A 22,360-nucleotide genomic window follows, 5' to 3' on the forward strand; every position below is an offset into this window, starting at 1 on the left:
CGTAAAGATCCTAGCAACGTGCGTGTGAGAGCGCCATCATTTAGCCATTCGGAATCGCTAAATGCTCTGCCGTAAGTGGTTGCCCCATACGCGGCACGGTGTTGATGGTGGCATCACTTGGCAGTGCGCCTTGCTGATCCAAATACGCATCGACTCGGCTCAAGGCTTCATACACGTATGGCAAAAGCGGAAGATAGGCAGCCGCCATATGTGGAAGGCCGAGGAAGGCGTCGAAGTGCTGCGCATGGCGCACCTGCCAATAACGCACATCGCGTCCTGCGGCCTTTGCCATTGTCACATAAGGCAGGCTAGAAAACGCCTGCGGCACAAGGCCGTCGTCGGTACCGTGCACCACCACCACCGGCAGGCCTGCACGCGGCAGCTGGCTGCGGGTTTCTTCAATACCTTTTTTAACGCGCTGTGCGTCGGCGCTGTCTTGCGTCCACAGGGCGCGCAGGCACTGCAGGCCGGTGAGCCCCATATCCGTTATTGGCTGCGCATCAATGATATTCACGCCATTGCCCGGTGGAATGCCGCTGGCGTCGCTCCACCACGCTGCACGCTCGGCCGCCGTCGCCGCACGTACGCTGAAATCCGGGTTCATCGCCGCGTAGCGATAGCCGCACGGGTGTGCGCTATGCGTGTAGCGGCCATACGCCGAGGCGTAGCCCACGGTCACCGCGCGCCAGAGATCAAAGCCTACGGAAATGGCGCCAGCGCGCAGCGCTGCATCGGTCCAGCCTGTGGCGTGGAGCTTAGCGAGTGCATCTTGTTGCTGCGCTTGCAGCGTATCGCCCGCCAATACACCGCGTTTAGCGAGTTCGGCGCATTTCAATTCCAAACCTGGCGCTGCCGGGATTCCCAATAGCGGCAATGCGCAGGGCATCAGCAGCGCGGCTTCGGTGCCATAGTCATACAGGCTACGCGCACCATGCCCGCTGGCTAGGATATTGGGTTCCCCTGCCACTACGGCATCGAGCCACGGTGTTTCGTCTTCCGCCGCACGCAGTACGGCGCCGCCGCCATTGGAGATACCAACGGCAATGACGCGCGTGTTTTCAAACGTAAACGGTGCCTGCTGCGGCAATTGCGTGTTGAGCGTGCTTAATGCGAATTCTGCCGCCTGTTTGACGTGCTTACCCCAATCGGCTTCGGGGTTATCCAGCGAATGGGCGTGCTTGTAGGCCACACCCGAGCCACTTGCAGGCTCAGGTTTGAATGCCAGTGCGCCCTCTCCGGCCACCTGGCCGTTTGCATCAAAGCCGAGGCCTGCATCTAAATCGTAATAATCAGAGCCGGTGCCTTTATCGGTATAAACCACAGCGCAGCCGCGTGGTAGCCCCCATGCGCCCGCAACGGCAATGGCGCCATACACCCCACGCGAGCCCGAAGACGGCGCCACCAGCACGCAGCGTTTGTGTGCATCAAACTGATCCGGTAACTGCAGTAGCACGCGGTGTGGTTGCTTGGCCCCCGGCAATGTTGCAAATGCGCTGAACTCACGCCCCGGCACGCTCTCTAGACTACCGTAAAGACTGCCATAACCGCCGCCGGGTGCAAGGTCGGCAATGCCGCGCCAATTGCTCCACAGCGCGCGCTTGCGCAATTCTGCCGAGGTGGGATGTTCGGCATCGGCGAACGCGGGGGGCAACATGACCTGCAGCCCGGCGAGGCCTAAACCTGCGCTCAGTAAATCGTCTTGGCCGCGATGCTCGCTACTTTGTGGCTGGCTGAACATCGCGGCGGCTCCTTGATGAGAAACAGGCTGGCTAGCGCAGCTGGCCAGTACAAGTGTCGATGCCAAGAAGGCGCAGTATTGGAGAGTCTTCATTCCACGACATTAACCGGATCCTCTTCGCCTTGCATCGTACCTTCGTACCAAGCAGCACGGCCGCGCTTCCTGTTAGCGTATAGCGTCTATTGAAAACTTGGAATTCGCCATGACTGATGCGTTTTTGCAAGGCCGCACCGCCCTTGTTACCGGCAGCACCTCTGGCATCGGCCTTGCCATTGCCAAGACGCTGGCCGCAGCAGGCGCGCGCGTAGCCATCAACGGGCTTGGAGCGGCCGAACAAATTGCCAATGCACGCGCCGAGGTGGATGCGGCTGGAAACGGCGCAACGCGACATTTTGACGCCGACCTGCGCAACCCCGATGCAATCGAAACCATGATGCAGGATTTAGCACAGTGGTCGAACGGCGGCGTGGATATTTTGGTGAACAACGCTGGCATTCAGCACGCAGTACCGCTGCATGAAATGCCCGTTGCCAAGTGGAATGACATCATCGCGATCAATCTCTCCTCTGCCTTTCACACCATGCGCCTGGCCATGCCCGCCATGGCGCAGCGCGGCTATGGACGCGTGATCAATATTGCATCCGTGCACGGCCTTGTGGCTTCAAAAGACAAAGCTCCATATGTGGCCAGCAAGTTTGGCATTGTGGGCATGAGCAAGGTGGCGGCACTTGAATACGCAGCGCAAGGCAGCCGCGACTCTGGCAGCATTACCGTGAACTGCATTTGCCCGGGCTGGGTGGAAACGCCGTTGATCGAGCCGCAAATTGACGCGCGTCGCAACGGCGGCAGCCGCGACGACGGCGTGCGCAGTTTGCTATCTGAAAAGCAACCCAGCTTGCGCATGACCCTGCCTGAAGAAATCGCCGCACTCGCGGTCTTTTTGTGCCGCCGTGAAGCGCACAATATGACGGGTAGCGCCATTCCCGTAGATGGTGGTTGGACGGCACAATAAGCCATGCCTAGCCTGCTGATTGCCGACGACCACCCACTCTTTCGCGCCGCACTCAAACAGGCGGCGCGCGACGCGCTGAGTGAAGTGGAATTGTTTGAATCCGGCACTCTGGACGACACGCTACAGCTTCTGGAAGCGCAGCCGCAGGTAGATCTGGTGCTGCTAGACCTGCACATGCCGGGTAACCACGGGTTGGCGGGGCTTGCGGCTATTCGCGCGCAGTTCCCCGGCGTGGCTGTGGTGGTGGTTTCCGCCAATGATGACCCGCGCGTAGTGCGGCGCGCATTGGACCATGGCGCTGCTGGCTACTTACCCAAGAGCACGGGCCTAGACGAGCTGCGCGACGCCATCCGTAGTGTGCTTGCCTGTGAGACGTGGCTACCGCCTTCGCTACGCGCTAGCGTGTCGCGCGCGCAAAGCGCACCCGCCGATGCCGACCTTGCTGCACGTTTGGCGAGTCTATCGCCACAGCAGTTCCGCGTGCTCTCACTGGTGGCCGAAGGTTTGCTCAACAAACAAATCGCCGACCGTCTCGACGTACAAGAGCGCACCATCAAAGCCCACCTCACCGCGATTTTTGAGCGCCTCGGCGTGCGCAACCGCACGCAGGCCAGCGTTGTGCTGCGCGAGCTAGAACTCTCCGACCCGGCGCGGCAAATAGAAAGTTAATTTCAACACCCTACTGGCTATTTTTTCACCACATCTGTTGACAGCCGCGCCACGTAACGCGGAGAGGTGGTTATCCACATAGTTATACGAATTTCATCCACAACGGCTGTGGAAAACATGCACGCCCGCACGATATGCACACGCAAAATCAATTGTTTATTTTTTCACCAACACCATTGAAAGCCGCATAAAACAAAGCGCTCAGCGCGTTATCCACATGGTTATACGAGTTTCATCCACAGCAATTGTGGAAAACAGCGGCCTTATTCACATCGATGCGATATCGATCACGAAGCGGTACTTCACATCGTTTTTCAGCATGCGTTCGTAAGCCTCATTGATGCCGTTGGCCGCAATCAATTCGATATCCGATGTGATGCCGTGCTGTGCGCAAAAATCGAGCATTTCTTGGGTTTCGGCGATGCCGCCAATCAACGAACCTGCAATCGCACGACGCCCGTTGATTAGACTTCCCACGTTGGGTGAAGGATGCGCGTGTTCTGGTAGCCCTAACAGCACCAAGGTACCGTCACGGCGCAGCAAACGGGTGTACTCGTCCAGCGAATGGCTTGCCGCAACCGTATCTAAAATTAAGTCGAAGCGATTGCGCTGCGCTTTCATTTGCGCGGCATCACTTGACACCACAACTGCATCGGCCCCAAGCGCAAGTGCGGCTTCGCGCTTATTGGGGCTACTGGTAAACGCTACGACGTGCGCGCCCATCGCGTGCGCAATTTTGATCCCCATATGCCCAAGCCCGCCGATTCCGACAACACCCACGGTTTTACCGGGGCCAGCCTGCCAGTGGCGTAGTGGCGAATAGGTGGTAATGCCCGCGCATAGCAGCGGCGCAACAGCGGCCAACTGGTCTGCGGGGTGGCTAATCTTCAGCACAAAATCTTGATTGGTTACCATGCGCTGCGAATACCCGCCCAGCGTGTGGCCAGGTGCTTCTTCGCAAGGGCTGTTATAGGTGTAGGTTGCACCGGTTTCGCAGTATTGCTCCAAGCCTTCTGCGCAGGAAGCACAATGGCGACAGCTATCAACCATGCAGCCCACGCCCACTACGTCGCCCACCTTGAAGCGCGTCACGGCACTACCGACAGCGCTTACATGCCCCACTACTTCATGCCCTGGCACGCAGGGGTAGCGCGTTCCGCCCCACTCCGCGCGCACGGTATGCAGGTCTGAATGACAGACCCCGCAATAGGCGATTTCAATTTGCACATCGTGCTCACCCACCGCGCGACGCTCGATCGCAAGCCCCTGCAATGGTTCATTGGCGGCGTTGGCGCCCCATGCTTTTACGTTCATTGCAAAGCTCCTTTGTTCAAATTCTTGAATACTGCCAAGACTGCATTTTGCCGTCGCGGTATGGCATCACGCCGTGAAAAATACGCGGATCGTTATCGAATACCAAAGGCACAAAAAGACGGTCGCCGTCCCATAGCGGCAGATCGAGCAGGCGATCGCGCTCTACCCATTCCAGCGTGCCTTCCGGGTTTTTCTTCAGCGGCGTGCCGGTATAATTGTCGATGATGAAGATAAAGCCCAGCCAATCTTCGCCTTGTTTGCCAAAGCCAGGCCAACTCAGCGTTCCGCGCAGCGTAAGCGAAGTGCATTCGACCCCGGCTTCTTCGCGAATCTCACGCTTCATGCAGGCCAGCACGTCTTCGTTCGGCTCCATCTTTCCACCCAAGCCGTTGTACTTGCCAAGGTGCAAGTCGTCCGGGCGTGCATTGCGATGGATCATCAAAACCTTGGTACGGTCCGGCGAAAGAACGTACCCCAACGTAGCAATAATAGGTGTGTATGGCATTTGCATAGTGTGCCAGTTCCCAGCCTGCCTTTGTTGTGCGATGATGTCGCCCCTAACGGAAGTGTGGCCGAGCGGTTTAAGGCACCGGTCTTGAAAACCGGCGTGGTAGCGATACCACCGTGAGTTCGAATCTCACCGCTTCCGCCATCTAGCGCATTTCACCGCTCTTTTTCGCCAGCGCTTTGAAACACTCCGGCTCACTGCACTCGAGCCGCGCCATTTCAAGCAGGGGCGGCATTTTCTTCGCCAAGAAGTCGATAAACACCCGTACTGCGGGCAGCATGCCGCGCCGCGAAGCAAAGACTGCGTGGGCAATCCCCTGCGGCAGGCGCCAGTTTGGCAGCACCACTTCCAACAGGCCACTGCGCACGGCATCTGCGCAAATGGTTTCAGGGACAAGGGTGATGCCCACACCGCTTTCGGCCATCGCCAGCATCATTGGGAAATCAAACCCTGTAATGCGCGGCTGCAGCTCTACGCGACGCACCTCACCATTGGGGCCGTGCAGTTCCCAGCGCTGGCGCGCCTCGTCTTCATTCACGCTCAAGGTCACGTGCTCGGCCAGCTGATCGGGTGTCACCGGCCGGCCGACGCGATTGAGGTATTCGGGGCTGGCCACCAATAGCTCTTGGATCTGCCCGAAGCTGCGCATGATGAGGCTGCCATCTTCATCCAGCTTGCTGCGCACGCGAATAGCCACGTCCACGCCTTCGTTGATGACATCAATGCGGCGATTGCTAACGGTAAGCTGCACCCGCACTTTTGGATACAGCGCCATAAATTCCGGCAGCAGTTTCGACATCTGCTGCTGCGCCATCGACACCGGCACGCTGACGCGCACACTGCCGCGCGGCTCGGCGCTCAGCCGATCTACCACTTCGCGGGCCGCCTGCGCTTCTGCCAGCATCGCCTGCGCGTGGCGGTGCACGCTCGTACCGACATCGGTCACGGCGAAACGGCGCGTAGAGCGTTGCAATAGACGCACACCAAGTTCCGCTTCCAATGCGCTGATGCGCCTGCTGAGGCGCGATTTGGGAATACCCAAAGCGCGCTCTGCTGCCGCGAAGCCGCCGTGATCGACCACGGCAGAGAAATAGTAGAGATCGTTGAGGTCTTGCATGCCTAATTCCAAATATGGAACGATGAGTGGTATTTGAATACCTTTATCCCAAAAAAGCAACAAATTAAAGTACACCCCATCGCGGCAGGGCCGCTTCTTCAGCATCTAAGCCTTATGAAATTACTGCATCTTGATTCCAGCATTCTTGGCGACAATTCGGCCAGCCGCACGCTTTCAGCCAGTATCGTGGCCCAGTGGCAGCAAAATAACGCGGGGCTCAAGGTAAGCCATCGCGACCTGACAGCAGAGCACGCCCTCCCCCATCTCGACGGTGCCAGTCTGGCTAAAGCCGACCCAGAAGAAGCCGCGCGCTCAGCACGTGCGTTAGAAGAGTTTTTGAACGCCGATGTCGTGGTGCTGGGCGTCCCCATGTACAACTTCGGCATCCCAAGCCAGCTCAAGGCTTGGATCGACCGCATCGCCGTGGCGGGCAAGACATTTCGCTACGCGGCCTCCGGTTCTGAGGGGCTGGCTGGCGGCAAAAAGGTGATCGTTGCCGCCACCTATGGTGGGCTGTATCCGCTCGCGGAAGGGCGTAATTTTGTTGAGCCCTATCTGCGCCAAGTATTCACGTTCTTAGGGATTGATGATGTGAGCTTTATCAGCGCCGAAGGCCTGAACATCTCGCCCGACCTGCGCACTAAAGCGATGGACAGTGCCCACGCCAGCATCGGCGAAGTGCTTCAGCTGGCCGCCTAAGGAAACACTTTAACCGATGCGTTCGGCCCCGCCCATGTAGGGCCGCAGCGCTTCCGGCACGGTAATGCTGCCGTCTTCGTTCTGGTAGTTTTCCATCACTGCGATCAGCGCGCGCCCTACCGCCACACCGGAGCCATTTAAGGTGTGCACAAGCTCAGGCTTGCCGGTAGTGGGGTTTCGCCAGCGCGCCTGCATGCGGCGCGCTTGGAAGTCGCCACAGTTGGAACACGACGAAATTTCGCGATAGGTATTTTGGCTGGGCAGCCATACTTCCAAGTCGAACGTTTTGGTGGCACCAAAGCCCATATCGCCGCTGCACAACAACATGCGGCGGTAGGGCAAGCCCAGTGTTTCCAGCACCGCCTCAGCGGCGCGCGTCATACGCTCGTGCTCGGCGGCGGAGTCTTCCGGTTTGGTAATACTCACCAGCTCAACCTTTTCAAACTGGTGCTGGCGAATCATGCCGCGCGTATCGCGCCCTGCCGCCCCGGCTTCGGCACGGAAGCACATCGAATGCGCGGTCATGCGCAGCGGCAGGCGCTCGGCATCCACAATTTCATCGCGCACGATATTGGTCAGCGGCACTTCGCTGGTGGGGATTAAATAACGTTTGTGCTCGCCAAGTTGGGTGGAGAACAGGTCTTCTTCAAACTTAGGGAGTTGGCCGGTACCGCGCATGGAATCGGCATTCACAATTACCGGCACATTGGTTTCTTCGTAACCGTGGGTATTGGTGTGCAAGTCCAGCATGTACTGCGCAAGTGCGCGGTGCAGGCGCGCCAGCTGACCGCGCAGCACGGTAAAGCGCGAGCCCGACAATTTGGCCGCAGTTTCACCGTCTAGCCAGCCGTTGCGTGCGCCCAGCTCTACATGGTCTTTTACTGCAAAATCAAACGTGCGCGGGCTGCCCCAGCGCGTCTGCTCAACATTGCCGGACTCATCGCTACCCAGCGGGACTGAATCATCCGGAAGATTGGGAATCCCCGCCGCGATGGCTTCCAGTTCGCCACGAATACGGTCCAACTCTACTTCGGAAGCCTTTAATTCTTCGCCGAAACTAGCCACTTCGGCCATCACTGCGGCTACATCTTCACCCTTGGCCTTCAGCATGCCGATCTGCTTGCTGCGGGTGTTGCGCAGATTTTGCAGCTCTTGCGTGCGCACCTGAATTTGTTTGCGGCTGGCTTCAAGCGCCTCCAATTGGGGGACGTTCAATTCAAAACCACGGCTAACGCGCAGGCGTTCGGCAAGTTCGGCGGGCTGGCTACGCAACAGGGCTGGATCAAGCATGGACGGTCAACATATTTCGATATGAATGGGCATTATCGCGCAGCTGAGGGCTTCCGTGGCGGCAACCGGCGCTGGCTGTGCAAGAATGCGGAATATGAGCACCCCTGATCCGCACACCGAAACGCCAAAACCACTGCTTCCTCCGTATTTTTTGAAGCTCATGGCCGCCGCGTTTATCGCGGGCCTTCTGCTATTTTTGGTGGTTTGGCTGCGTTCGCGCCACAGTTATGACTTCTACAAGGCTGATGTGGCCGACCCCACCGCCCAGCAAGAAGACACCCTGCCCGCGCCATTACCCGCTGACGTGGCCAGCGGCAACAACGCAAGTGGGTTGCAGGCCGTGATCGAACAGCCCGGTACAAGCAACACGAATACGACGGATACGCCCAAGGTAATCGAAGCACCTACTGCGCCGCCTCCGCCCCCTGCCCCCAAACCTGTGGCTCCGGTGGCCAATACAAGCCAGCCAACACCGATCAGCGCACCACCACCGCGCTACCCCTCCGACGCCATGCGTCGCGGTGTGGGGGGCACTGTACGCGTAAAAGTAACCGTGGCTGCGGACGGCAGCGTGGAACAGCTCGACATTGTAGAGACCAGCGGTAACCGCTCACTGGATCGCGCCGCATTGGAAACGCTACGACGCTGGAGGTTTCAGCCCGCAACACGCGCTGGCCAGCCGGTCAGCGCGGATGTTGTGGTGCCTATTTCATTCGACATCAACGGCTAATGCTCCGATTAGCCTTTAATTCCACCCTTGGTGAGCGCCGCAGGGTCTAACAGCTTGCGCAGTTGTTTTTCTGTAAGCCCACTGTCTTCTAAAGCAACCTCGAGCACCGGGCGGTTTTCTGCATAGGCACGCTTGGCGATCTTGGCGGCCTTCTCATAGCCAATCACCGGGTTCAACGCTGTCACCAAAATAGGGTTGCGATCGAGCGCTTGGGCAACGTGTTCTTTGCGAATTTTCAGCGTGGCAATAGCGTTGTCCGCCAGTTCGCGCATGGCGTTGGCTAAAAGACCAACGGCTTCATCTAAATTGCACGCCAGCAGCGGCAGCATCACGTTCAATTGGAAATTGCCACTCTGCCCCGCCACCGTGTTGGCTTGATGCAAACCAATCACCTGCGCGCACACCATCACCAGTGCCTCGGGAATCACCGGGTTTACCTTGCCCGGCATAATGGAGCTCCCCGGCTGCAGCGCCTTCAACTCGATCTCCCCCAACCCCGCCAGTGGGCCTGAGTTCATCCAGCGCAGATCGTTGCCAATTTTCATCAACGCCACCGCCAGCGCACTGAGCTGGCCGGAAAGTTCGACCAAGTCATCCTGCGCCGCCAGCCCTTCAAACGTATTGTTATTTTGCTCGAAGCGCAATTCAGTGGCGGTGCTCAACGCTTTCGCCACGCCCTTACCAAACTTCGGATGCGCATTGATCCCGGTACCAATCGCCGTACCGCCAATCGGCAACCTAGACACGCGCTTTAAGCTGTCTTCGATACGCGCCTGCGCCGATACTAATTGCGCCGACCACGCGCCAAATTCTTGCGCAAACGTCAGTGGCATCGCGTCCATCAAGTGCGTGCGCCCGGTTTTCACCACGCCGCCAATTGCCTTGGCTTGGGCATCGATGGTGTTGCGCAGATGTTCTAATTCCGGCAGCAGCGCGCCTTCCGTTTCACGTACCGCCATCACCCGCAGTGCAGTAGGAATGGTGTCGTTACTGCTCTGCCCAAGGTTCACATGATCATTGGGATGAATGGTGATTTTTGCGGCCGCACTGGCAACGTGGGCAATCACCTCGTTGGCATTCATATTGGTGGAAGTGCCCGAACCCGTTTGATAACGGTCGATTGGAAAATGTTCCTGATAAGCGCCACCAGCAATCGCCGTAGCGGCCTCCACAATGGCGTCGGCGCGGGCGGCATCAAGCAAACCCAAATGCCCATTCACCACCGCCGCCGAGGCTTTAACAAGTGCCAGCGCGCGGACAAACGCTTCCGGCATCGGCCGCCCTGAGATATGAAAATTATCCTTTGCCCGCTGCGTTTGTGCGCCCCACAGCGCCTGCTTCGGCACCTGCAGCTCGCCCATGCTGTCGTGTTCCACCCGAAAACCAGACGCTTTCTTCGTCGCCATTGTTACAGCCTCCATTGAGTTGGGCATAGCGTAGCGAAGTTACATGAGGAACGCTGTGAAGTACTGGTAAACTCGGACGTTTCTTTTGCAACGAGTTCAACCGCATGCTGACACCGCGCCCACTCGCCCTAGCGTTGCTCACCGTTCTGAGCGCAGGATTCCTTACCACCCCCGCACATGCAGCTAAAAAGCCTGCCGCAAAGAAGACCGCGCCGCACGCGTCGGCCTGTACGGATTTCTACGCAGAGGCAAACAAAGGCTGGCTTATTGCCAACCCTCTGCCAGAGCATGGCTCGGTCTCGGCACTGGGGCAGATGTCTGCACGCTCGCTGCAGCAGCAGCGCGACTTATTAGAAAAAGCCGCAAGTGCGCCGCAAAACAACGTGCAAAAATTACTGGGTGATTTTTGGGCCAGCGGCCTAGACGAAGCCGCGATTGAGCGCGACGGCGCAGCGCCTATCGCCCCACTGCTAAAACGCATCGACAGCATGCGTAAAACTGGCGATGTTGCGCCTGCCATTGCCGCACTCCACCAAGTAGGCATTCCGGTGGCCTTCCAGTTTGGCGCAGACGTTGACCTGCGCGACCTTAACCGGCATCTCGGCTACTTCAGTCAAGGCGGCGTTGGCCTTCCTGACCCGGCTTATTACACGCGCAACGACGCCGATACGCAGGCGCTCATTGCTCGTTATGCCGATTACATCCGCGCAATTCTTGCGCTTACTGGCGTGCCTGCGAAAGACATCGAGGCTCAAACGGCCTTAGTCCTAGACCTAGAAAAGCGCATCGCCGCCAAGGCCAAGCCCCTTGCTGAGTTGCGCGATCCTCGTAATAACTTTGCCCCAGTAGCCACCGCCGAGCTTGGCAAGCAGTATAAAAACTTGCGCTTAGACGCATTTTTGCAGACGCAGAGCGTGAGCGACGATACTGTCTCCATCGCTAACCCCGCCATGCTCACCGAGCTTGACCAATTGGTTACGCGTTTGAAGCCCGTGCAATGGCAGGCGTATTTACGCTGGCGTATCGGCGATGCGATGGCGCCTTTTCTCTCCAAACCCTGGCGCGATGCGGCGTTTAGTTTCCGCGGCAAAATACTGCTTGGGAAAAGCGCGCCCGCACCACTTTGGCAGCAGACTTTAGACGCCATCAATCTTGCCGCAGGCCCCATGCTAGGCCGCGAATATGCCGCGTCTTATCTCAGTGACGCCAGCCGCAAGCAGGCCGAGCAGATCGCCGACCAAGTGCTAACCGTATTGAAAGACCGCATCGCCAGCAGCACGCGCTTCAGCGAAGCCGCCAAAGCCGAAGCCAGCAAGAAACTTGGCAAGCTGAAAATCGAAGTCGGCACACCACCTTATGACCTCGATTACAGCGTGCAGCCGATGGGGCGCGGCAGCTTTGGCAGCAACATCCTGATCGCTTCTACCTGGCGCCACACGCAAGAAATGAAGCGCATCGGCAAGAGCGGGGCCGCGCGCCGCTGGGACGTGCTGCCGCAGCAACCCGCGCTTGCCTACGACCTTGCCCATAATCGCCTCATCGTAACGGCGGCAATGCTGCAAACGCCTGTACTTGACCTATCCATGCCGCAGGGCAACCGCTACGGCGCATTTGGTGCACTGGTGGGGCATGAGCTGAGCCACGCCGTGGATGGTTTGGGCAGGCACATCGACGCCGACGGCAACATCCGTGATTGGTGGCAGCCCAGCGACGTGAGCGCGTGGGATGCTGTGACCGCAAAGGTCACCGCGCTGTACAGCAACCTTCCATACCCGGGCTTGAAAGATGTCAAGCTCAATAGCGATCTAACCCGCAATGAAAACCTTGCCGATTTAGCCGGGCTGGAGCTTGCTAAAACCGCTGCAGACGCCGCCAATACCGCAACCGCGCAGCGGCATAAAGAGTTCTATACCGGCTGGGCGCAACTATGGGCGCAGCAAGTACCCCATGCCGATGCCGAGGCGCGCAGCCAGCAAGACGTTCGTGCGCCGGGCCTCCTGCGCACAAACATCCCGCTGATGCAGCAGCCGGCATTTGGGGAAGCCTACGGTTGCCGAATTGGTGCCGCGATGCGGCCTAAAGAACAAGTGCGTTTATTTGACTAATCAGCGCACGATCCGCATGCGCGGCCCACGCCCGCCCTTGCCAAAGGGCGGCTGGCCGCGCCAATAGCGGATCAGTAGCCAGCCGAACAGCATCCCACCAAGGTGGGCGAAATGCGCCACCCCCGGCTGCAAGCCGCTAAAACCAGCGCCTAATTCAAACAAACCATAAAGAATAACCAAGGTGCGCGCCTTCATTGGAATCGGCGGAAACAGCAGCATCACGCGCTGATTTGGAAACAGCATGCCGTAGGCCAGCAGCAGACCGAACACGCCGCCCGAAGCACCGATTGTTGGATACGGATCCGCGCCATTGGCCACCGCATACGAACCTACCGCCAACTGACACAGGCCCGCACCCACAACACAGACCAAATAGAACGTAAGGAAACGGCGCTCGCCCCACGTATATTCCAGCGGCGAGCCAAACATCACCAAGGCCAACATATTGAAGGCAAGGTGCATGAATCCACCGTGTAAGAAGCTATAACTCACCAGCTGCCACGGCAAGAACGCGGGCGCACCGCCCATATCCGCCGCATACACCGTATCGGCCCAAGGCCATAGCATGAGACTGACAAGTGCCTCATTGCCCGCCACAGCCTGCAGCAAAAAGCCGATCACATTCGCGATCAGCAGTATTTTGGTCATTTTGGGAAGGTTGAATGGCATCCGTGCAAATTTCCGAATTCGCTGCAGTGCATCATAGCCGTTTAGCGAGGGGCCCAAACGGCGCTATCCAAACTTTCTTCATCCTGCAGCAAGCGAACCCGCCCGTTGCGAACGTCCACCCCTTCCGCCCGCAAACGCTGGCATTGTTCTAGATAGGCCTCCGAACCCTCTGGAAAGGCAATCCGTCCGTCGGAACGCAAAATGCGGTGCCACGGTAGGTGAGCCCCTTCCGAATGCGCCAGTATTCGCGCCACTAGGCGCGCGCGCCCCGGTAGCCCCGCGCGGCGCGCCACTGCACCATAGCTGGTCGGTTGGCCACGCGGAACCGCGCGTATCGCCGCAACGATACGCTGCTCTGCCGTAAGTGGAGTGTCCGCTGACTTCATCATTCGGGTTAGCATAGCGCTAAGCCCTACTGCAGTGATTTCCACATGGACAATTTCGAGCAGGTTCGCCAGCACCTCACCGCCAGCGGCTATCGGCTGACGCTACAAGAGCCGTATATGGTTTGCGTCGAGCTTTCGCTGGTGCAAGGCACCCGTCATCAGTCGATTTTTTTGGCTGAAATCAAAGACGACGACGGGCGCAATTACCTTCGCGTCAGCACCGCCGTGGCCCCCACTACCGGCATGGACGCGCGCAAGGCATTGACGTTCAACTGGCACAGCCGCGTGGGTTACCTCGGCGTGGGCAACCTCGACGGCGTGCCGTATTTGCAGCTTTGCGAAAACCGTCCGTATGACTGCCTGCACCCGGCCGAAATTGATCGCCTCGTGCTGGAAATTGGCGGCACCGGCGATGAAATGGAGCGCAGCCTGTCGGCTGGAGGCGATTTGTTGTAGCGGGTGGGCTTACGCCCAGCCCAGCAGCATCATCCCGCGGTAGAACAGCCACGCCACACCCGCAGAGGCCGGAATCGTTAGAATCCACGCCCATACGATGCGCTCAATCGTGCGCATTTTGAGGCGCCGCGGGTTCTTCGCAAAACCTACGCCCATGATCGCCGTTGAAACGGTGTGCGTAGTGGACACCGGCATACCGAAGTGCGCCGCCGTCATCAGCACCGTGGCCGAACTGGTATCTACTGCAAAACCGTCAAGCGGATGCAGCTTCACCATTTTGTGGCCCAGCGTTTTAATGATGCGCCAGCCTCCAGAGGCCGTCCCTGCCGCCATTACCAGCGCACACGTCACCACAATCCAGGTCGCAACTTCATTACCCACAATCGATTGATCGGGGTGCATAAACGCAAGAATATCGGGAAGATCATTCAGCGCGCCTGAGGCTTCCGCACCGACCAAGGTCAACGCAATGATGCCCATGGTTTTTTGCGCGTCATTATGGCCGTGGGCATAGCCCATATACGCGGCCGACATGATCTGCATTTTGCCAAAACCGGCGTTGATCCAGCGCGGCCGTGCAATGCGTTTAAGCACACCACCCGCGCGCTCCATCCCCGAGATCAGCGCCCACAGCAGCACCATCAGGGTTAGGCCAAGCAAAAACCCAACCACCGGCGAAGACACCATCGGCACTAGCACTTTCCACACAAGGCCTTTGCTCTTGGTCCACTCTACGGTTGTGTCGATCCACAGCAGCGAATTCCAGTTACCGTGCGATGCCGACAGCGCCGCGCCGCACAGCCCGCCGATCAGTGCATGTGAAGACGAGGACGGAAGCCCCAGCCACCAGGTCAATAGGTTCCACGCAATCGCGCCTAAAAGTGCGCACAGCACCAGCTGCGAAGTTGCGGTGACCACTTCAGTATTCACGATCCCCGTGGCAATGGTGGCGGCCACTGCGGTTCCGGTAAGTGCGCCCACAAGGTTCATTACCGCGGCCAAGCTCACCGCTTTACCTGGTGTAAGTACCTTGGTGGCCACCGAGGCGGCAATCGAGTTTGCGGTGTCGTGAAAGCCGTTGATGAACTCGAACACGAGTGCAGCAAGGATCACCACCAGTACGAGCGTCAGCATCGCGCGCCCTCTTACGAATTTTTCAGCACGATCTGGTAGGCCACTACGCCCGCCTCACGGCAGCGGTCGATGGCTTTTTCCAGAATTTCGAAAAACTCTTTTAGCAAAAACATCTGCAGGCTATCGAGCTTGCCGGAATAGATTTCGCGATACAGCTCCAGCATCAATCGATCGGCTTCGTTTTCAATCGAACGCAGCTTTTCATTCAGCGCGGTCATACGATCCAGATTCATATGCTCCAGCTGATCCACCATTTGCACCACTACTTCGGCGGCCTGCTCCAACATGGCGGCGCGCGGCGCGAAGTCGATCTGCTCAAGGTGTTGCGTTGCAAGCGCATAGCGGTCTGCAAATTTCTCCACCTGTTTGGGGATTTTGTGCAGCGCCGAGCCCAGCGCTTCGATATCTTCACGCTCAATGGGGGTGATATAGCTATCCACCAATGCTTGGCTAATTTTTTCTGCCGCATTGCGCTCACGCAGACGCGCTAATTTGAACGCATCCAGTGCCGGCTGACGGTCGGCTTCTTTCATCATGGCGTGCAGCGCCTTCGCGCTATCAAGCGCTGCGGCCGCCGCTTCGTCTAGCAGCGTATAGAACTGCGTGCCCGAGCCAAAAATGGTTTGCAGTGAGAACATGATCGAATCCTAGAAATGGCTGCGCCACAATAAACGCGAATTGTGACGATTTAGTGACAAACCCACCCCATTCTTTCTTAACGTCATTTTTCTAAATATCGCCCCACGCCCGCGGCCCTGTTATGATGCCCCTGCGCTCCGGCGCACCTCATGGACATACAGCCCTGCACTCACTGCCGCTCTTACCGCCCCGCCCATACTACTGGGACGGCTGGCGCTGTCCAATTCCCCTTCCCCCCCATAGCCTACGTCCGGTGAAGCCCTCGTGCTGGAACTGTTGATTGTCCTTGCCCTGATTTTGCTCAACGCATTCTTTGCGTTGGCCGAAATGGCCGTTGTCACATCCCGCAAAGCGCGCCTGAAACAGCGTGCAGAAACCAGCCGTGGCGCGCGGCGCGCACTGGATCTTGCCGAACACCCGGAACGCTTTCTCTCTACGGTGCAAGTGGGGCTCACCCTAATCACCATCCTCACCGGCATGTACGGCGGCGAGGCAATCGGTGGGCTCATCGGCAGTTGGCTGAGTGAAGTGTTCCCCAATATGGGGCGGCACGCGGGCACCGTAGGCACGGTGCTCGCCGTAAGTCTCATCACGTATTTAAGCATCGCACTGGGCGAACTTCTGCCCAAGCGGCTCGCCCTACTCGCGCCTGAAAGCCTCGCCGCTTGGGTCGCTGTACCCATGCACTGGTTATCGCGAATGGCTAGCCCCGTCGTGTGGTTACTCAGCGCCACTGTGCGGCTCTTTTTGAAGCTGCTACGCATCAACGGCCATTCCGATGCGCAGGTGACGGAAGAAGAAATTCAGCTATTGGTGAGTGAAAGCCACGAACAGGGTGTGATCGATCTCGACGAGCGCAATATGATGAACCGGGTTCTGCGCCTAGGCGACCGCACCGCCGATAGCCTGATGACACCGCGTACGCGCATTACCTGGCTCGACACCCAAGCGTCCCCCGCTGAAAACCTTGCCACAATGCAGGAAGAAGCCTTCTCGCGCTATCCGGTGTATCGCGGCAATGACAGCGATGTTGCAGGAATTTTAGAAGTCAAAACCCTGCTGGATGAACTCGGCAAACCTAAGCCCAATCTCTTTCAACACCTGCGCCCTGCATTGTTTGTTTCCGAATCCACGCACGCCATGAAGCTGCTGGAGATTTTGCGTGAAGAGCAGCAGTCACAAGCACTGGTGGTGGATGAATATGGCGACATCCAGGGCCTTGTTACCATCAGTGACATCGTTGATGCCGTGATTGGCCGCCTGCAGGCAGGCGCCGACACCGACCCAGACGAAGCGCTGGTGGTTGCGCGCGAAGATGGCTCTCTACTTGTCGATGGTGGCCTGCATATCGAAGAGCTGCGCGAACTCACCGGCGAGCGTTTGCCCGATGCCGAAGAGCACGACTTCCACACCGCAGCGGGCTTGGTCATTACCCACTTTGGCCGTATTCCGCATGTGGGCGAATACTTTTATATCGGCCAATGGCGTATCGAAGTCGTGGACTTAGACGGCCCGCGTATCGACAAACTCTTGCTGCAGCGTGCGCCGCAAACACAGCTCGAACCCGACGTTTGATTTGGCTTAGCTCAACAGTTCGGAAAATTCTTCGGCAGGCAGTGGATGCCCCATCCAGAAGCCTTGGATCAAGTCGCAGCCACGCTCACGCAGCAACTCGAACTGGCCGGGCAGTTCCACACCCTCGGCCACCACCGTGATACCCATTGAACCGGCCATCGACAAAATCGCGCTGGTCAGTGATAGGTCTTCGGGGTTGCACAACAGGCCGGAAATAAAGCTCTTATCAATTTTCAAGCCATCCACCGGCACGCGGCGCAAATGGCTAAGGCTGGAATAGCCGGTGCCAAAATCATCGAGCCAAATCTTGACACCCAGCTGACGCAGCTTCATCAACAGCTCATTGGTTCCAGACTCGTTATCCAGCACCGCCGTTTCCGTCAACTCAAGATGCAGGCGATCGGCCGTTAGCCCACTTTGCGCAAGCGCCGTGGTGACTTGTTCGAGTAATGCACCGCTACGCAGCTGGCGCGCAGACACATTGACGGAAACGAAAGGACGCCCCTCACTACCCGGTAGCGCCGGCCACGTGGCCGCGTCCATACAGGCTTGGCGAAGCGCGCGCAGCCCCAATACTTCAATCAAACCGCTTTGCTCGGCCACTTCAATGAAAATAGACGGTGGAATGGGGCCTTCGCTGGGGTGATTCCAGCGCAACAGCGATTCTGCCCCCATCAACGTTTTATCTGACGCACGATGGATGGGCTGGTAGGCAAGACTCAATTCCCCGCGCTCCCAAGCGCCGCGCAGATCGTGCTCCATTCGCGCGCGCCGCTCAATCGCCAAATCCATCGACCGGCTATAGAAACGGTAGCAATTTTTGCCCGCCATTTTGGCTTGATACATGGCGATATCGCCGTGTTTCATCAGCAGCGAAGCATTGCTCGCATCTTCGGGAAAGATTGCCGCACCAATGGATGCGCCTAACTGCAGCTGGCGCCCGTACAGCAACAAAGGCTCACTGAGTTCTAGCACCAAGCGCTCAGCCAAGCGCACCACTTGGTTACGCACATTGCCTTCCGGGTTCGCAGCACCCGCCTGCAGCAAAATAACAAACTCATCGCCACCAAAGCGGGCCACCAGTGCATCCACATCAGGCAAAGACTGCACCGCACGCTGGATGCGCATTGCCACCTGCAACAGCACCTCGTCACCCGCTTCGTGCCCTAATGTGTCGTTGATTTGCTTGAAGTCATCAATGTCGGTGAACAACAGCGCGAGCTGCCGCCCTGCACCCTGCAGTTCGCGCAAACGCCGGTCTAATGATTCACGGAACGCAAGCCTATTGGCCAAGCCAGTGAGCGAATCACTATAGGCCACGCGACGAATATCACGATCGTGCCTTGCCACACCCGCACGCATGCGATCAAACGCGCGCACGAGATCGCCAACCTCATCGGTACGGTTTGTCTCAGGAATCCGTGAAGCAAAGTCACCGGCTTCAATTTGCTTGGCCGCCATCCCCAGCATGCGAATCGGCTTCACCAGTTGCCGCTGCACCAGCAGCGCTGCACCTAATGACAGCAGCGCAAGCCCTAGGCTAAGCCCCAACATCCAAGCTCGGCTGTGCTGATTGACTTCGTGTAAACGCTCACGCAGCTCGCTCAGTACATGAGTTTCAGCGCGCGCCATTGGGGCCAAAGAATAGCCAATGCGCACCCCGCCAAGCCGCTCCTCACCGATCATGATGGGACTAGAGGCATCAAGCACTTCACCGAACTTCAGTGAGCGCGGCTCCGATGCCGAAATAATTTGTTTGGCCAACGGGTCGTCCATCAGCCGGCCGTACGATGCGATATCGCCAGACCCATCATGCAAAATGCGGCCTTGCGTGTCGTACACCAGCACGTAGTCAACGTCAGGCACGCGCAGCGCGCGTCGCGCCAGTGCCCCTACGGCATCCAAATCAAAGTAATACAGCGGATTCGTTAACGCATCTGCAAGCTGGCGTACTTGCGCATCACTACTGCTACGCAACTGCTCAAGCAGCAAGACGTGCGTGCTTTGGCTGGACACCTCCACCATCTCGCTCTGGCTTTGTCGCTGGCGCTGCCAAAGCAGCGCTAAAATCAGCAGTACGATACCCAGCAGCAGAGCAATTGAAATCTGAAACTTGGATTGCAAATTCAACCGGAGGCGTTTCATTCAACCTCCAAACGCACACGCTGCACGCCTTTGCCCAACTGATCTAAGCCGCGACGGTCTGCTTGGGTAATCGGCACAAAATGGGCCGTCCCCATAAATTTACGCAGTGCGTCCCCGGCGACTGGGTCTTGCGCCGCCTCTAGCAATACCTTGCTCAACAGCCTTTCCACCTCTGGGGCTAAACCATTGCGCGCCATCATTAGTGCACGCGGCACAGCCTCGGTGGTGCCAATTACTCGAAAATCGTGACGGAAGCCAGGCGGCACACGCTGCGGGCTGAGCCAATCCACGTTACTCACCACGCCCGCATCCACCAGCCGCTTATGCACCCATGTGCTGATATTGAGCTCTGTGCGCGCAAACACGTAGCCCACGCGATCATTCGCTGGCATATCAATAGGCGAAAGCAGCTGCTCCAACCCTAGGCCTTGTTGCAGCAAATAGGCCGCTGGCAGGTAATAGGCGCTTGTTGAATACGGTGATTGGAAGGCGACCCGATGGCCGCGCAAATCCTGCAGGGATTGAATGGGGCTGTCGTTGCGAACGAAGAACACGCCGTGATAGTGGGTTACCCCGTCACGTTCGGTCAGCAAAAACGAATGTGCGACATTGCGGTATTCCAATACCGCCGCATTGCCCGCCGTTTCATTCAATAAATCAACCCGGCCACGCCGCAGATAGCTGGTCATCTGCTGTAGGTCTTTGGCCATCAAAATGCGCCCGCTGCGAATCCCCACGGGTGCCATCTTGGGCACAACATAATCAAGCAGCGGCTTGAGCTGTTCGTAATGCGCTTTTGGGTCGTCACTCACCCGCCCCAGCACCAGCACGCTAGCTTCGTCTTGCGGGCTGGAACCCTGGGCACTGGCATTCGGCCCATTCGCAAGCAATAGACTGGCCACACACGCCAATACAAACAAGAAATGACGCATTACTGGCAACAGCCCTCGCTAATCCCCTTGCACTAGGCTAACCGATTTCTCTCATTCCAGGGACTGTCCGGCCAATCTTGCCATCCGCTGCGCGTCCGCCAGCACGCCGCGCAACAGGCGCACGTCGGCACTGTCTAAATTGGCGCGCAAATAAAGCCGTCGCAGCTTACGCATCGCAGACTCGGGGGCGCGCCCTTTATGGAAGTCGATTTGCTCTAAGGTGTCGGCCAACTGCCCGAAGAACCCCTCTAGCTCCGCGTGACTTGCCACCACTTCGGTAGGCGGCGGCGTGCGTACATCCACCTGCGGCGCAGCATGCCCCAGCAAGGTGCAGCGCAGCTCGTAACTAAGCACCTGTACCGCCGCAGCGAGATTGAGCGAGCTAAACGCCGGGTCCGAAGGAATATGCACAGCCGCATGGCAAAGCTGTAGCTCCTCATTTTCAAGCCCAGTGCGCTCGCGCCCAAAAACCAGCGCCACCGGCCCACCTGCGGCCGCCAGCACCGCACGCTGCGCCGCATCACGCGGGTGCAGCGGTTCTAGTTGGATTTTCCGATTGCGCGCCGTTGCCCCCAGCACCCAGCGGCAGTCGGCCACCGCCTCGGCCAAGCTTGCAAACACCGGCGCAGCTGCAACCAAATCATCGGCCCCTGCGGCCATGGCCTGCGTGTCGTGATTGGGTGCTTTTTCCGGGGCCACCAGCACCAGCTGCGACAGCCCCATCGTCTTCATCGCCCGCGCTGCGGAGCCGATATTGCCAGGATGCTGCGTGCCAACCAGCACAATCCGTAAATTCTTGGCGATTTCTTGCACGCCATTAGATGGTTCATTCATGTGCAAATGGTAAACTTTCCTGCCGACCCTTGCGTCGGATCTGTTCTTTTCCGCCACTCGTTCCCTTTCCTCTTTCAGCTTTGAGGTGCTTTCGCCATGCAAAAACCCGTCGTCAACGTCATGGTCAAGGCAGCCCGCTCCGCCGGTAACGTGCTTCTGCGCAATATGAACCGGCTCGACGCTATCAATGTGATCGAAAAAGATCGCTTGGACTACGCCAGCGAAGTGGACGAGCAGGCCGAGCAAGCGGTGATCAAAGAACTGCGCCGCGCTTACCCTGATGCCGCCTTTATGGGGGAAGAAAGCGGCATTCAGGGACGCAAAGGCAGCAATATGCTGTTCGTGATCGACCCGCTCGACGGCACCAGCAACTACCTGCACGGGTTCCCGCACTGGTGCGTTTCGATCGCCCTTGTTGAATTGGGTGAAGTCCAGCACGGCGTGATTTTTGACCCACTGCGCAACGAACTCTTTACCGCCAGCCGTGGCAGCGGCGCTGTGCTGAACGACCGTCGCATTCGCGTGGCTGAGCGTAAAGACTTGAACGGCGCCATGCTGGCCACCGGCTTCTCACCGCGCGAGCGCGATCGCGCCCCGGCCCAGTTGGAATGCCTGCGCGAACTGCTACGCAGCGCCGAAGACGTTCGCCGCACCGGTTCGGCTGCACTTGACCTCGCCTACGTGGCCTGCGGCCGCAGCGATGCCTTCTTTGAAGCGGGCCTAAAGCCTTGGGATATCGCTGCTGGCGTGCTGTTGGTGCGCGAAGCTGGTGGCCGCGTATGTGACTTCAAGGGCAGCCAGACTGGCCCAATGGACGCACGCGGCATTCATGGCCGCCAAATCATCGCGGCCAACCAGAAAATTAGCGCTGAGCTACAAAACGTTGTGGTGCAGTCGGGCTTCGCCGCCGCGTTCAACTAAGCTCCCACTTCCACCATGCCCTTATCGCCATGCCGTTATGGCGATAAGGCATCACGCAGCAAGCCCATGCGCGCGAAGATG

The 22,360-nt window shown here is 58.3% G+C and carries 20 protein-coding genes, 1 tRNA gene and 1 pseudogene; 9 read left to right on the forward strand and 13 right to left on the reverse strand.

Features of this window, described 5'->3' with window-relative positions; genetic code table 11:
• Positions 1 to 40: 40 nt before the first annotated feature.
• A complete protein-coding gene (locus KUL77_RS10455; protein ID WP_297146734.1) occupies positions 41 to 1,831 on the reverse strand; it encodes a 3-hydroxybutyrate oligomer hydrolase family protein in 1,791 nt (596 codons plus the stop codon).
• Positions 1,832 to 1,940: 109 nt separating this feature from the next.
• On the opposite strand from KUL77_RS10455, the gene KUL77_RS10460 reads away from it, so the two are divergent.
• On the forward strand, positions 1,941 to 2,750 hold the full coding sequence (locus KUL77_RS10460) for a 3-hydroxybutyrate dehydrogenase (RefSeq protein ID WP_297146737.1): 810 nt from the start codon (positions 1,941 to 1,943) through the stop codon (positions 2,748 to 2,750).
• Positions 2,751 to 2,753: 3 nt separating this feature from the next.
• Positions 2,754 to 3,419, forward strand: a complete 666-nt coding sequence (locus KUL77_RS10465; protein WP_297146740.1) for a response regulator transcription factor — start codon at positions 2,754 to 2,756, stop codon at positions 3,417 to 3,419.
• Between the two features lie 267 nt (positions 3,420 to 3,686).
• Here KUL77_RS10465 and KUL77_RS10470 read toward each other — a convergent pair whose 3' ends face one another.
• Together KUL77_RS10470 and KUL77_RS10475 are read right to left on the reverse strand one after the other, a co-directional pair.
• On the reverse strand, positions 3,687 to 4,733 hold the full coding sequence (locus KUL77_RS10470; protein WP_297146742.1) for an NAD(P)-dependent alcohol dehydrogenase: 1,047 nt from the start codon (positions 4,731 to 4,733) through the stop codon (positions 3,687 to 3,689).
• A 16-nt stretch (positions 4,734 to 4,749) separates the two neighbouring features.
• A complete protein-coding gene (locus tag KUL77_RS10475) occupies positions 4,750 to 5,238 on the reverse strand; it encodes an 8-oxo-dGTP diphosphatase (protein ID WP_297146745.1) in 489 nt (162 codons plus the stop codon).
• A 57-nt stretch (positions 5,239 to 5,295) separates the two neighbouring features.
• On the opposite strand from KUL77_RS10475, the gene KUL77_RS10480 reads away from it, so the two are divergent.
• Positions 5,296 to 5,385 (forward strand) — tRNA-Ser (locus tag KUL77_RS10480).
• A gap of 55 nt (positions 5,386 to 5,440) precedes the next feature.
• Here the strand turns inward: KUL77_RS10480 and KUL77_RS10485 are convergent.
• Positions 5,441 to 6,358, reverse strand: a pseudogene (locus tag KUL77_RS10485) (LysR family transcriptional regulator); the annotation flags it as partial.
• A 114-nt stretch (positions 6,359 to 6,472) separates the two neighbouring features.
• Here KUL77_RS10485 and KUL77_RS10490 point away from each other — a divergent pair.
• A complete protein-coding gene (locus tag KUL77_RS10490) occupies positions 6,473 to 7,057 on the forward strand; it encodes an NAD(P)H-dependent oxidoreductase (protein ID WP_297146746.1) in 585 nt (194 codons plus the stop codon).
• 9 nt (positions 7,058 to 7,066) lie between these two features.
• Here KUL77_RS10490 and serS read toward each other — a convergent pair whose 3' ends face one another.
• Positions 7,067 to 8,347, reverse strand: coding sequence for a serine--tRNA ligase (gene serS, locus KUL77_RS10495; RefSeq protein ID WP_297146747.1), 1,281 nt, complete (start codon positions 8,345 to 8,347; stop codon positions 7,067 to 7,069).
• A gap of 94 nt (positions 8,348 to 8,441) precedes the next feature.
• Between serS and KUL77_RS10500 the strand changes: the two genes are divergently transcribed.
• Positions 8,442 to 9,077 (forward strand): energy transducer TonB, encoded by a 636-nt coding sequence (locus tag KUL77_RS10500; protein WP_297146751.1) that lies wholly within the window; start codon positions 8,442 to 8,444, stop codon positions 9,075 to 9,077.
• A gap of 8 nt (positions 9,078 to 9,085) precedes the next feature.
• On the opposite strand, the gene KUL77_RS10505 is transcribed toward KUL77_RS10500, so the two are convergent.
• Positions 9,086 to 10,483, reverse strand: a complete 1,398-nt coding sequence (locus KUL77_RS10505) for a class II fumarate hydratase (RefSeq protein ID WP_297146754.1) — start codon at positions 10,481 to 10,483, stop codon at positions 9,086 to 9,088.
• Positions 10,484 to 10,587: 104 nt separating this feature from the next.
• Here KUL77_RS10505 and KUL77_RS10510 point away from each other — a divergent pair, with 104 nt between their 5' ends.
• The gene (locus tag KUL77_RS10510) at positions 10,588 to 12,588 is read left to right on the forward strand and encodes a M13 family metallopeptidase (RefSeq protein WP_297146756.1); all 2,001 of its coding nucleotides are present in this window, start codon (positions 10,588 to 10,590) and stop codon (positions 12,586 to 12,588) included.
• On the opposite strand, the gene KUL77_RS10515 is transcribed toward KUL77_RS10510, so the two are convergent.
• Both KUL77_RS10515 and KUL77_RS10520 read right to left on the reverse strand, forming a co-directional pair.
• Positions 12,589 to 13,257: a rhomboid family intramembrane serine protease gene (locus KUL77_RS10515; protein WP_297146758.1), complete on the reverse strand. Its 669-nt coding sequence runs from the start codon at positions 13,255 to 13,257 to the stop codon at positions 12,589 to 12,591. It lies immediately after the preceding gene.
• A gap of 41 nt (positions 13,258 to 13,298) precedes the next feature.
• Complete coding sequence (locus KUL77_RS10520; protein ID WP_297146760.1) at positions 13,299 to 13,646, reverse strand: MGMT family protein; 348 nt, start codon at positions 13,644 to 13,646, stop codon at positions 13,299 to 13,301.
• 42 nt (positions 13,647 to 13,688) lie between these two features.
• On the opposite strand from KUL77_RS10520, the gene KUL77_RS10525 reads away from it, so the two are divergent.
• The gene (locus KUL77_RS10525) at positions 13,689 to 14,099 is read left to right on the forward strand and encodes a hypothetical protein (RefSeq protein WP_297146763.1); all 411 of its coding nucleotides are present in this window, start codon (positions 13,689 to 13,691) and stop codon (positions 14,097 to 14,099) included.
• A gap of 9 nt (positions 14,100 to 14,108) precedes the next feature.
• On the opposite strand, the gene KUL77_RS10530 is transcribed toward KUL77_RS10525, so the two are convergent.
• Together KUL77_RS10530 and KUL77_RS10535 are read right to left on the reverse strand one after the other, a co-directional pair.
• On the reverse strand, positions 14,109 to 15,233 hold the full coding sequence (locus KUL77_RS10530; RefSeq protein ID WP_297146766.1) for an inorganic phosphate transporter: 1,125 nt from the start codon (positions 15,231 to 15,233) through the stop codon (positions 14,109 to 14,111).
• 11 nt (positions 15,234 to 15,244) lie between these two features.
• On the reverse strand, positions 15,245 to 15,871 hold the full coding sequence (locus KUL77_RS10535) for a DUF47 family protein (protein ID WP_297146768.1): 627 nt from the start codon (positions 15,869 to 15,871) through the stop codon (positions 15,245 to 15,247).
• A gap of 265 nt (positions 15,872 to 16,136) precedes the next feature.
• Here KUL77_RS10535 and KUL77_RS10540 point away from each other — a divergent pair, with 265 nt between their 5' ends.
• The gene (locus KUL77_RS10540) at positions 16,137 to 17,447 is read left to right on the forward strand and encodes a hemolysin family protein (protein WP_297146771.1); all 1,311 of its coding nucleotides are present in this window, start codon (positions 16,137 to 16,139) and stop codon (positions 17,445 to 17,447) included.
• Positions 17,448 to 17,453: 6 nt separating this feature from the next.
• Here KUL77_RS10540 and KUL77_RS10545 read toward each other — a convergent pair whose 3' ends face one another.
• From KUL77_RS10545 to KUL77_RS10555, 3 genes are read right to left on the reverse strand one after another with little or no spacing between them, the layout of a single operon-like run.
• Positions 17,454 to 19,592 carry an EAL domain-containing protein gene (locus tag KUL77_RS10545; RefSeq protein ID WP_297146774.1) on the reverse strand — a complete coding sequence of 713 codons (2,139 nt, stop codon included), beginning with the start codon at positions 19,590 to 19,592 and terminating at the stop codon, positions 17,454 to 17,456.
• Positions 19,589 to 20,524 (reverse strand): phosphate/phosphite/phosphonate ABC transporter substrate-binding protein, encoded by a 936-nt coding sequence (locus KUL77_RS10550; RefSeq protein WP_297146776.1) that lies wholly within the window; start codon positions 20,522 to 20,524, stop codon positions 19,589 to 19,591. The genes KUL77_RS10545 and KUL77_RS10550 overlap by 4 nt, the downstream gene beginning before the upstream one ends.
• A 51-nt stretch (positions 20,525 to 20,575) precedes the next feature.
• Positions 20,576 to 21,358, reverse strand: a complete 783-nt coding sequence (locus KUL77_RS10555; protein WP_297146779.1) for an RNA methyltransferase — start codon at positions 21,356 to 21,358, stop codon at positions 20,576 to 20,578.
• Positions 21,359 to 21,454: 96 nt separating this feature from the next.
• Between KUL77_RS10555 and KUL77_RS10560 the strand changes: the two genes are divergently transcribed.
• The gene (locus KUL77_RS10560; protein WP_297146782.1) at positions 21,455 to 22,279 is read left to right on the forward strand and encodes an inositol monophosphatase family protein; all 825 of its coding nucleotides are present in this window, start codon (positions 21,455 to 21,457) and stop codon (positions 22,277 to 22,279) included.
• Positions 22,280 to 22,360 lie beyond the last annotated feature (81 nt).

This window comes from Thermomonas sp. (assembly GCF_019104945.1).
Classification (GTDB): Bacteria; Pseudomonadota; Gammaproteobacteria; order Xanthomonadales; family Xanthomonadaceae; genus Thermomonas.

Coding starts and splice junctions, on each gene's coding strand:
- KUL77_RS10555 (WP_297146779.1), bottom strand. CDS start 21,358: ATGAATGAACCATCTAATGGCGTGCAAGAAATCGCCAAGAATTTACGG.
- KUL77_RS10475 (WP_297146745.1), bottom strand. CDS start 5,238: ATGCCATACACACCTATTATTGCTACGTTGGGGTACGTTCTTTCGCCG.
- KUL77_RS10545 (WP_297146774.1), bottom strand. CDS start 19,592: ATGAAACGCCTCCGGTTGAATTTGCAATCCAAGTTTCAGATTTCAATT.
- KUL77_RS10525 (WP_297146763.1), top strand. CDS start 13,689: ATGGACAATTTCGAGCAGGTTCGCCAGCACCTCACCGCCAGCGGCTAT.
- KUL77_RS10490 (WP_297146746.1), top strand. CDS start 6,473: ATGAAATTACTGCATCTTGATTCCAGCATTCTTGGCGACAATTCGGCC.
- KUL77_RS10535 (WP_297146768.1), bottom strand. CDS start 15,871: ATGTTCTCACTGCAAACCATTTTTGGCTCGGGCACGCAGTTCTATACG.
- KUL77_RS10470 (WP_297146742.1), bottom strand. CDS start 4,733: ATGAACGTAAAAGCATGGGGCGCCAACGCCGCCAATGAACCATTGCAG.
- KUL77_RS10530 (WP_297146766.1), bottom strand. CDS start 15,233: ATGCTGACGCTCGTACTGGTGGTGATCCTTGCTGCACTCGTGTTCGAG.
- KUL77_RS10460 (WP_297146737.1), top strand. CDS start 1,941: ATGACTGATGCGTTTTTGCAAGGCCGCACCGCCCTTGTTACCGGCAGC.
- KUL77_RS10505 (WP_297146754.1), bottom strand. CDS start 10,483: ATGGCGACGAAGAAAGCGTCTGGTTTTCGGGTGGAACACGACAGCATG.
- KUL77_RS10510 (WP_297146756.1), top strand. CDS start 10,588: ATGCTGACACCGCGCCCACTCGCCCTAGCGTTGCTCACCGTTCTGAGC.
- KUL77_RS10455 (WP_297146734.1), bottom strand. CDS start 1,831: ATGAAGACTCTCCAATACTGCGCCTTCTTGGCATCGACACTTGTACTG.
- KUL77_RS10500 (WP_297146751.1), top strand. CDS start 8,442: ATGAGCACCCCTGATCCGCACACCGAAACGCCAAAACCACTGCTTCCT.
- KUL77_RS10515 (WP_297146758.1), bottom strand. CDS start 13,257: ATGCCATTCAACCTTCCCAAAATGACCAAAATACTGCTGATCGCGAAT.
- serS (WP_297146747.1), bottom strand. CDS start 8,347: ATGCTTGATCCAGCCCTGTTGCGTAGCCAGCCCGCCGAACTTGCCGAA.
- KUL77_RS10560 (WP_297146782.1), top strand. CDS start 21,455: ATGCAAAAACCCGTCGTCAACGTCATGGTCAAGGCAGCCCGCTCCGCC.
- KUL77_RS10520 (WP_297146760.1), bottom strand. CDS start 13,646: ATGATGAAGTCAGCGGACACTCCACTTACGGCAGAGCAGCGTATCGTT.
- KUL77_RS10465 (WP_297146740.1), top strand. CDS start 2,754: ATGCCTAGCCTGCTGATTGCCGACGACCACCCACTCTTTCGCGCCGCA.
- KUL77_RS10550 (WP_297146776.1), bottom strand. CDS start 20,524: ATGCGTCATTTCTTGTTTGTATTGGCGTGTGTGGCCAGTCTATTGCTT.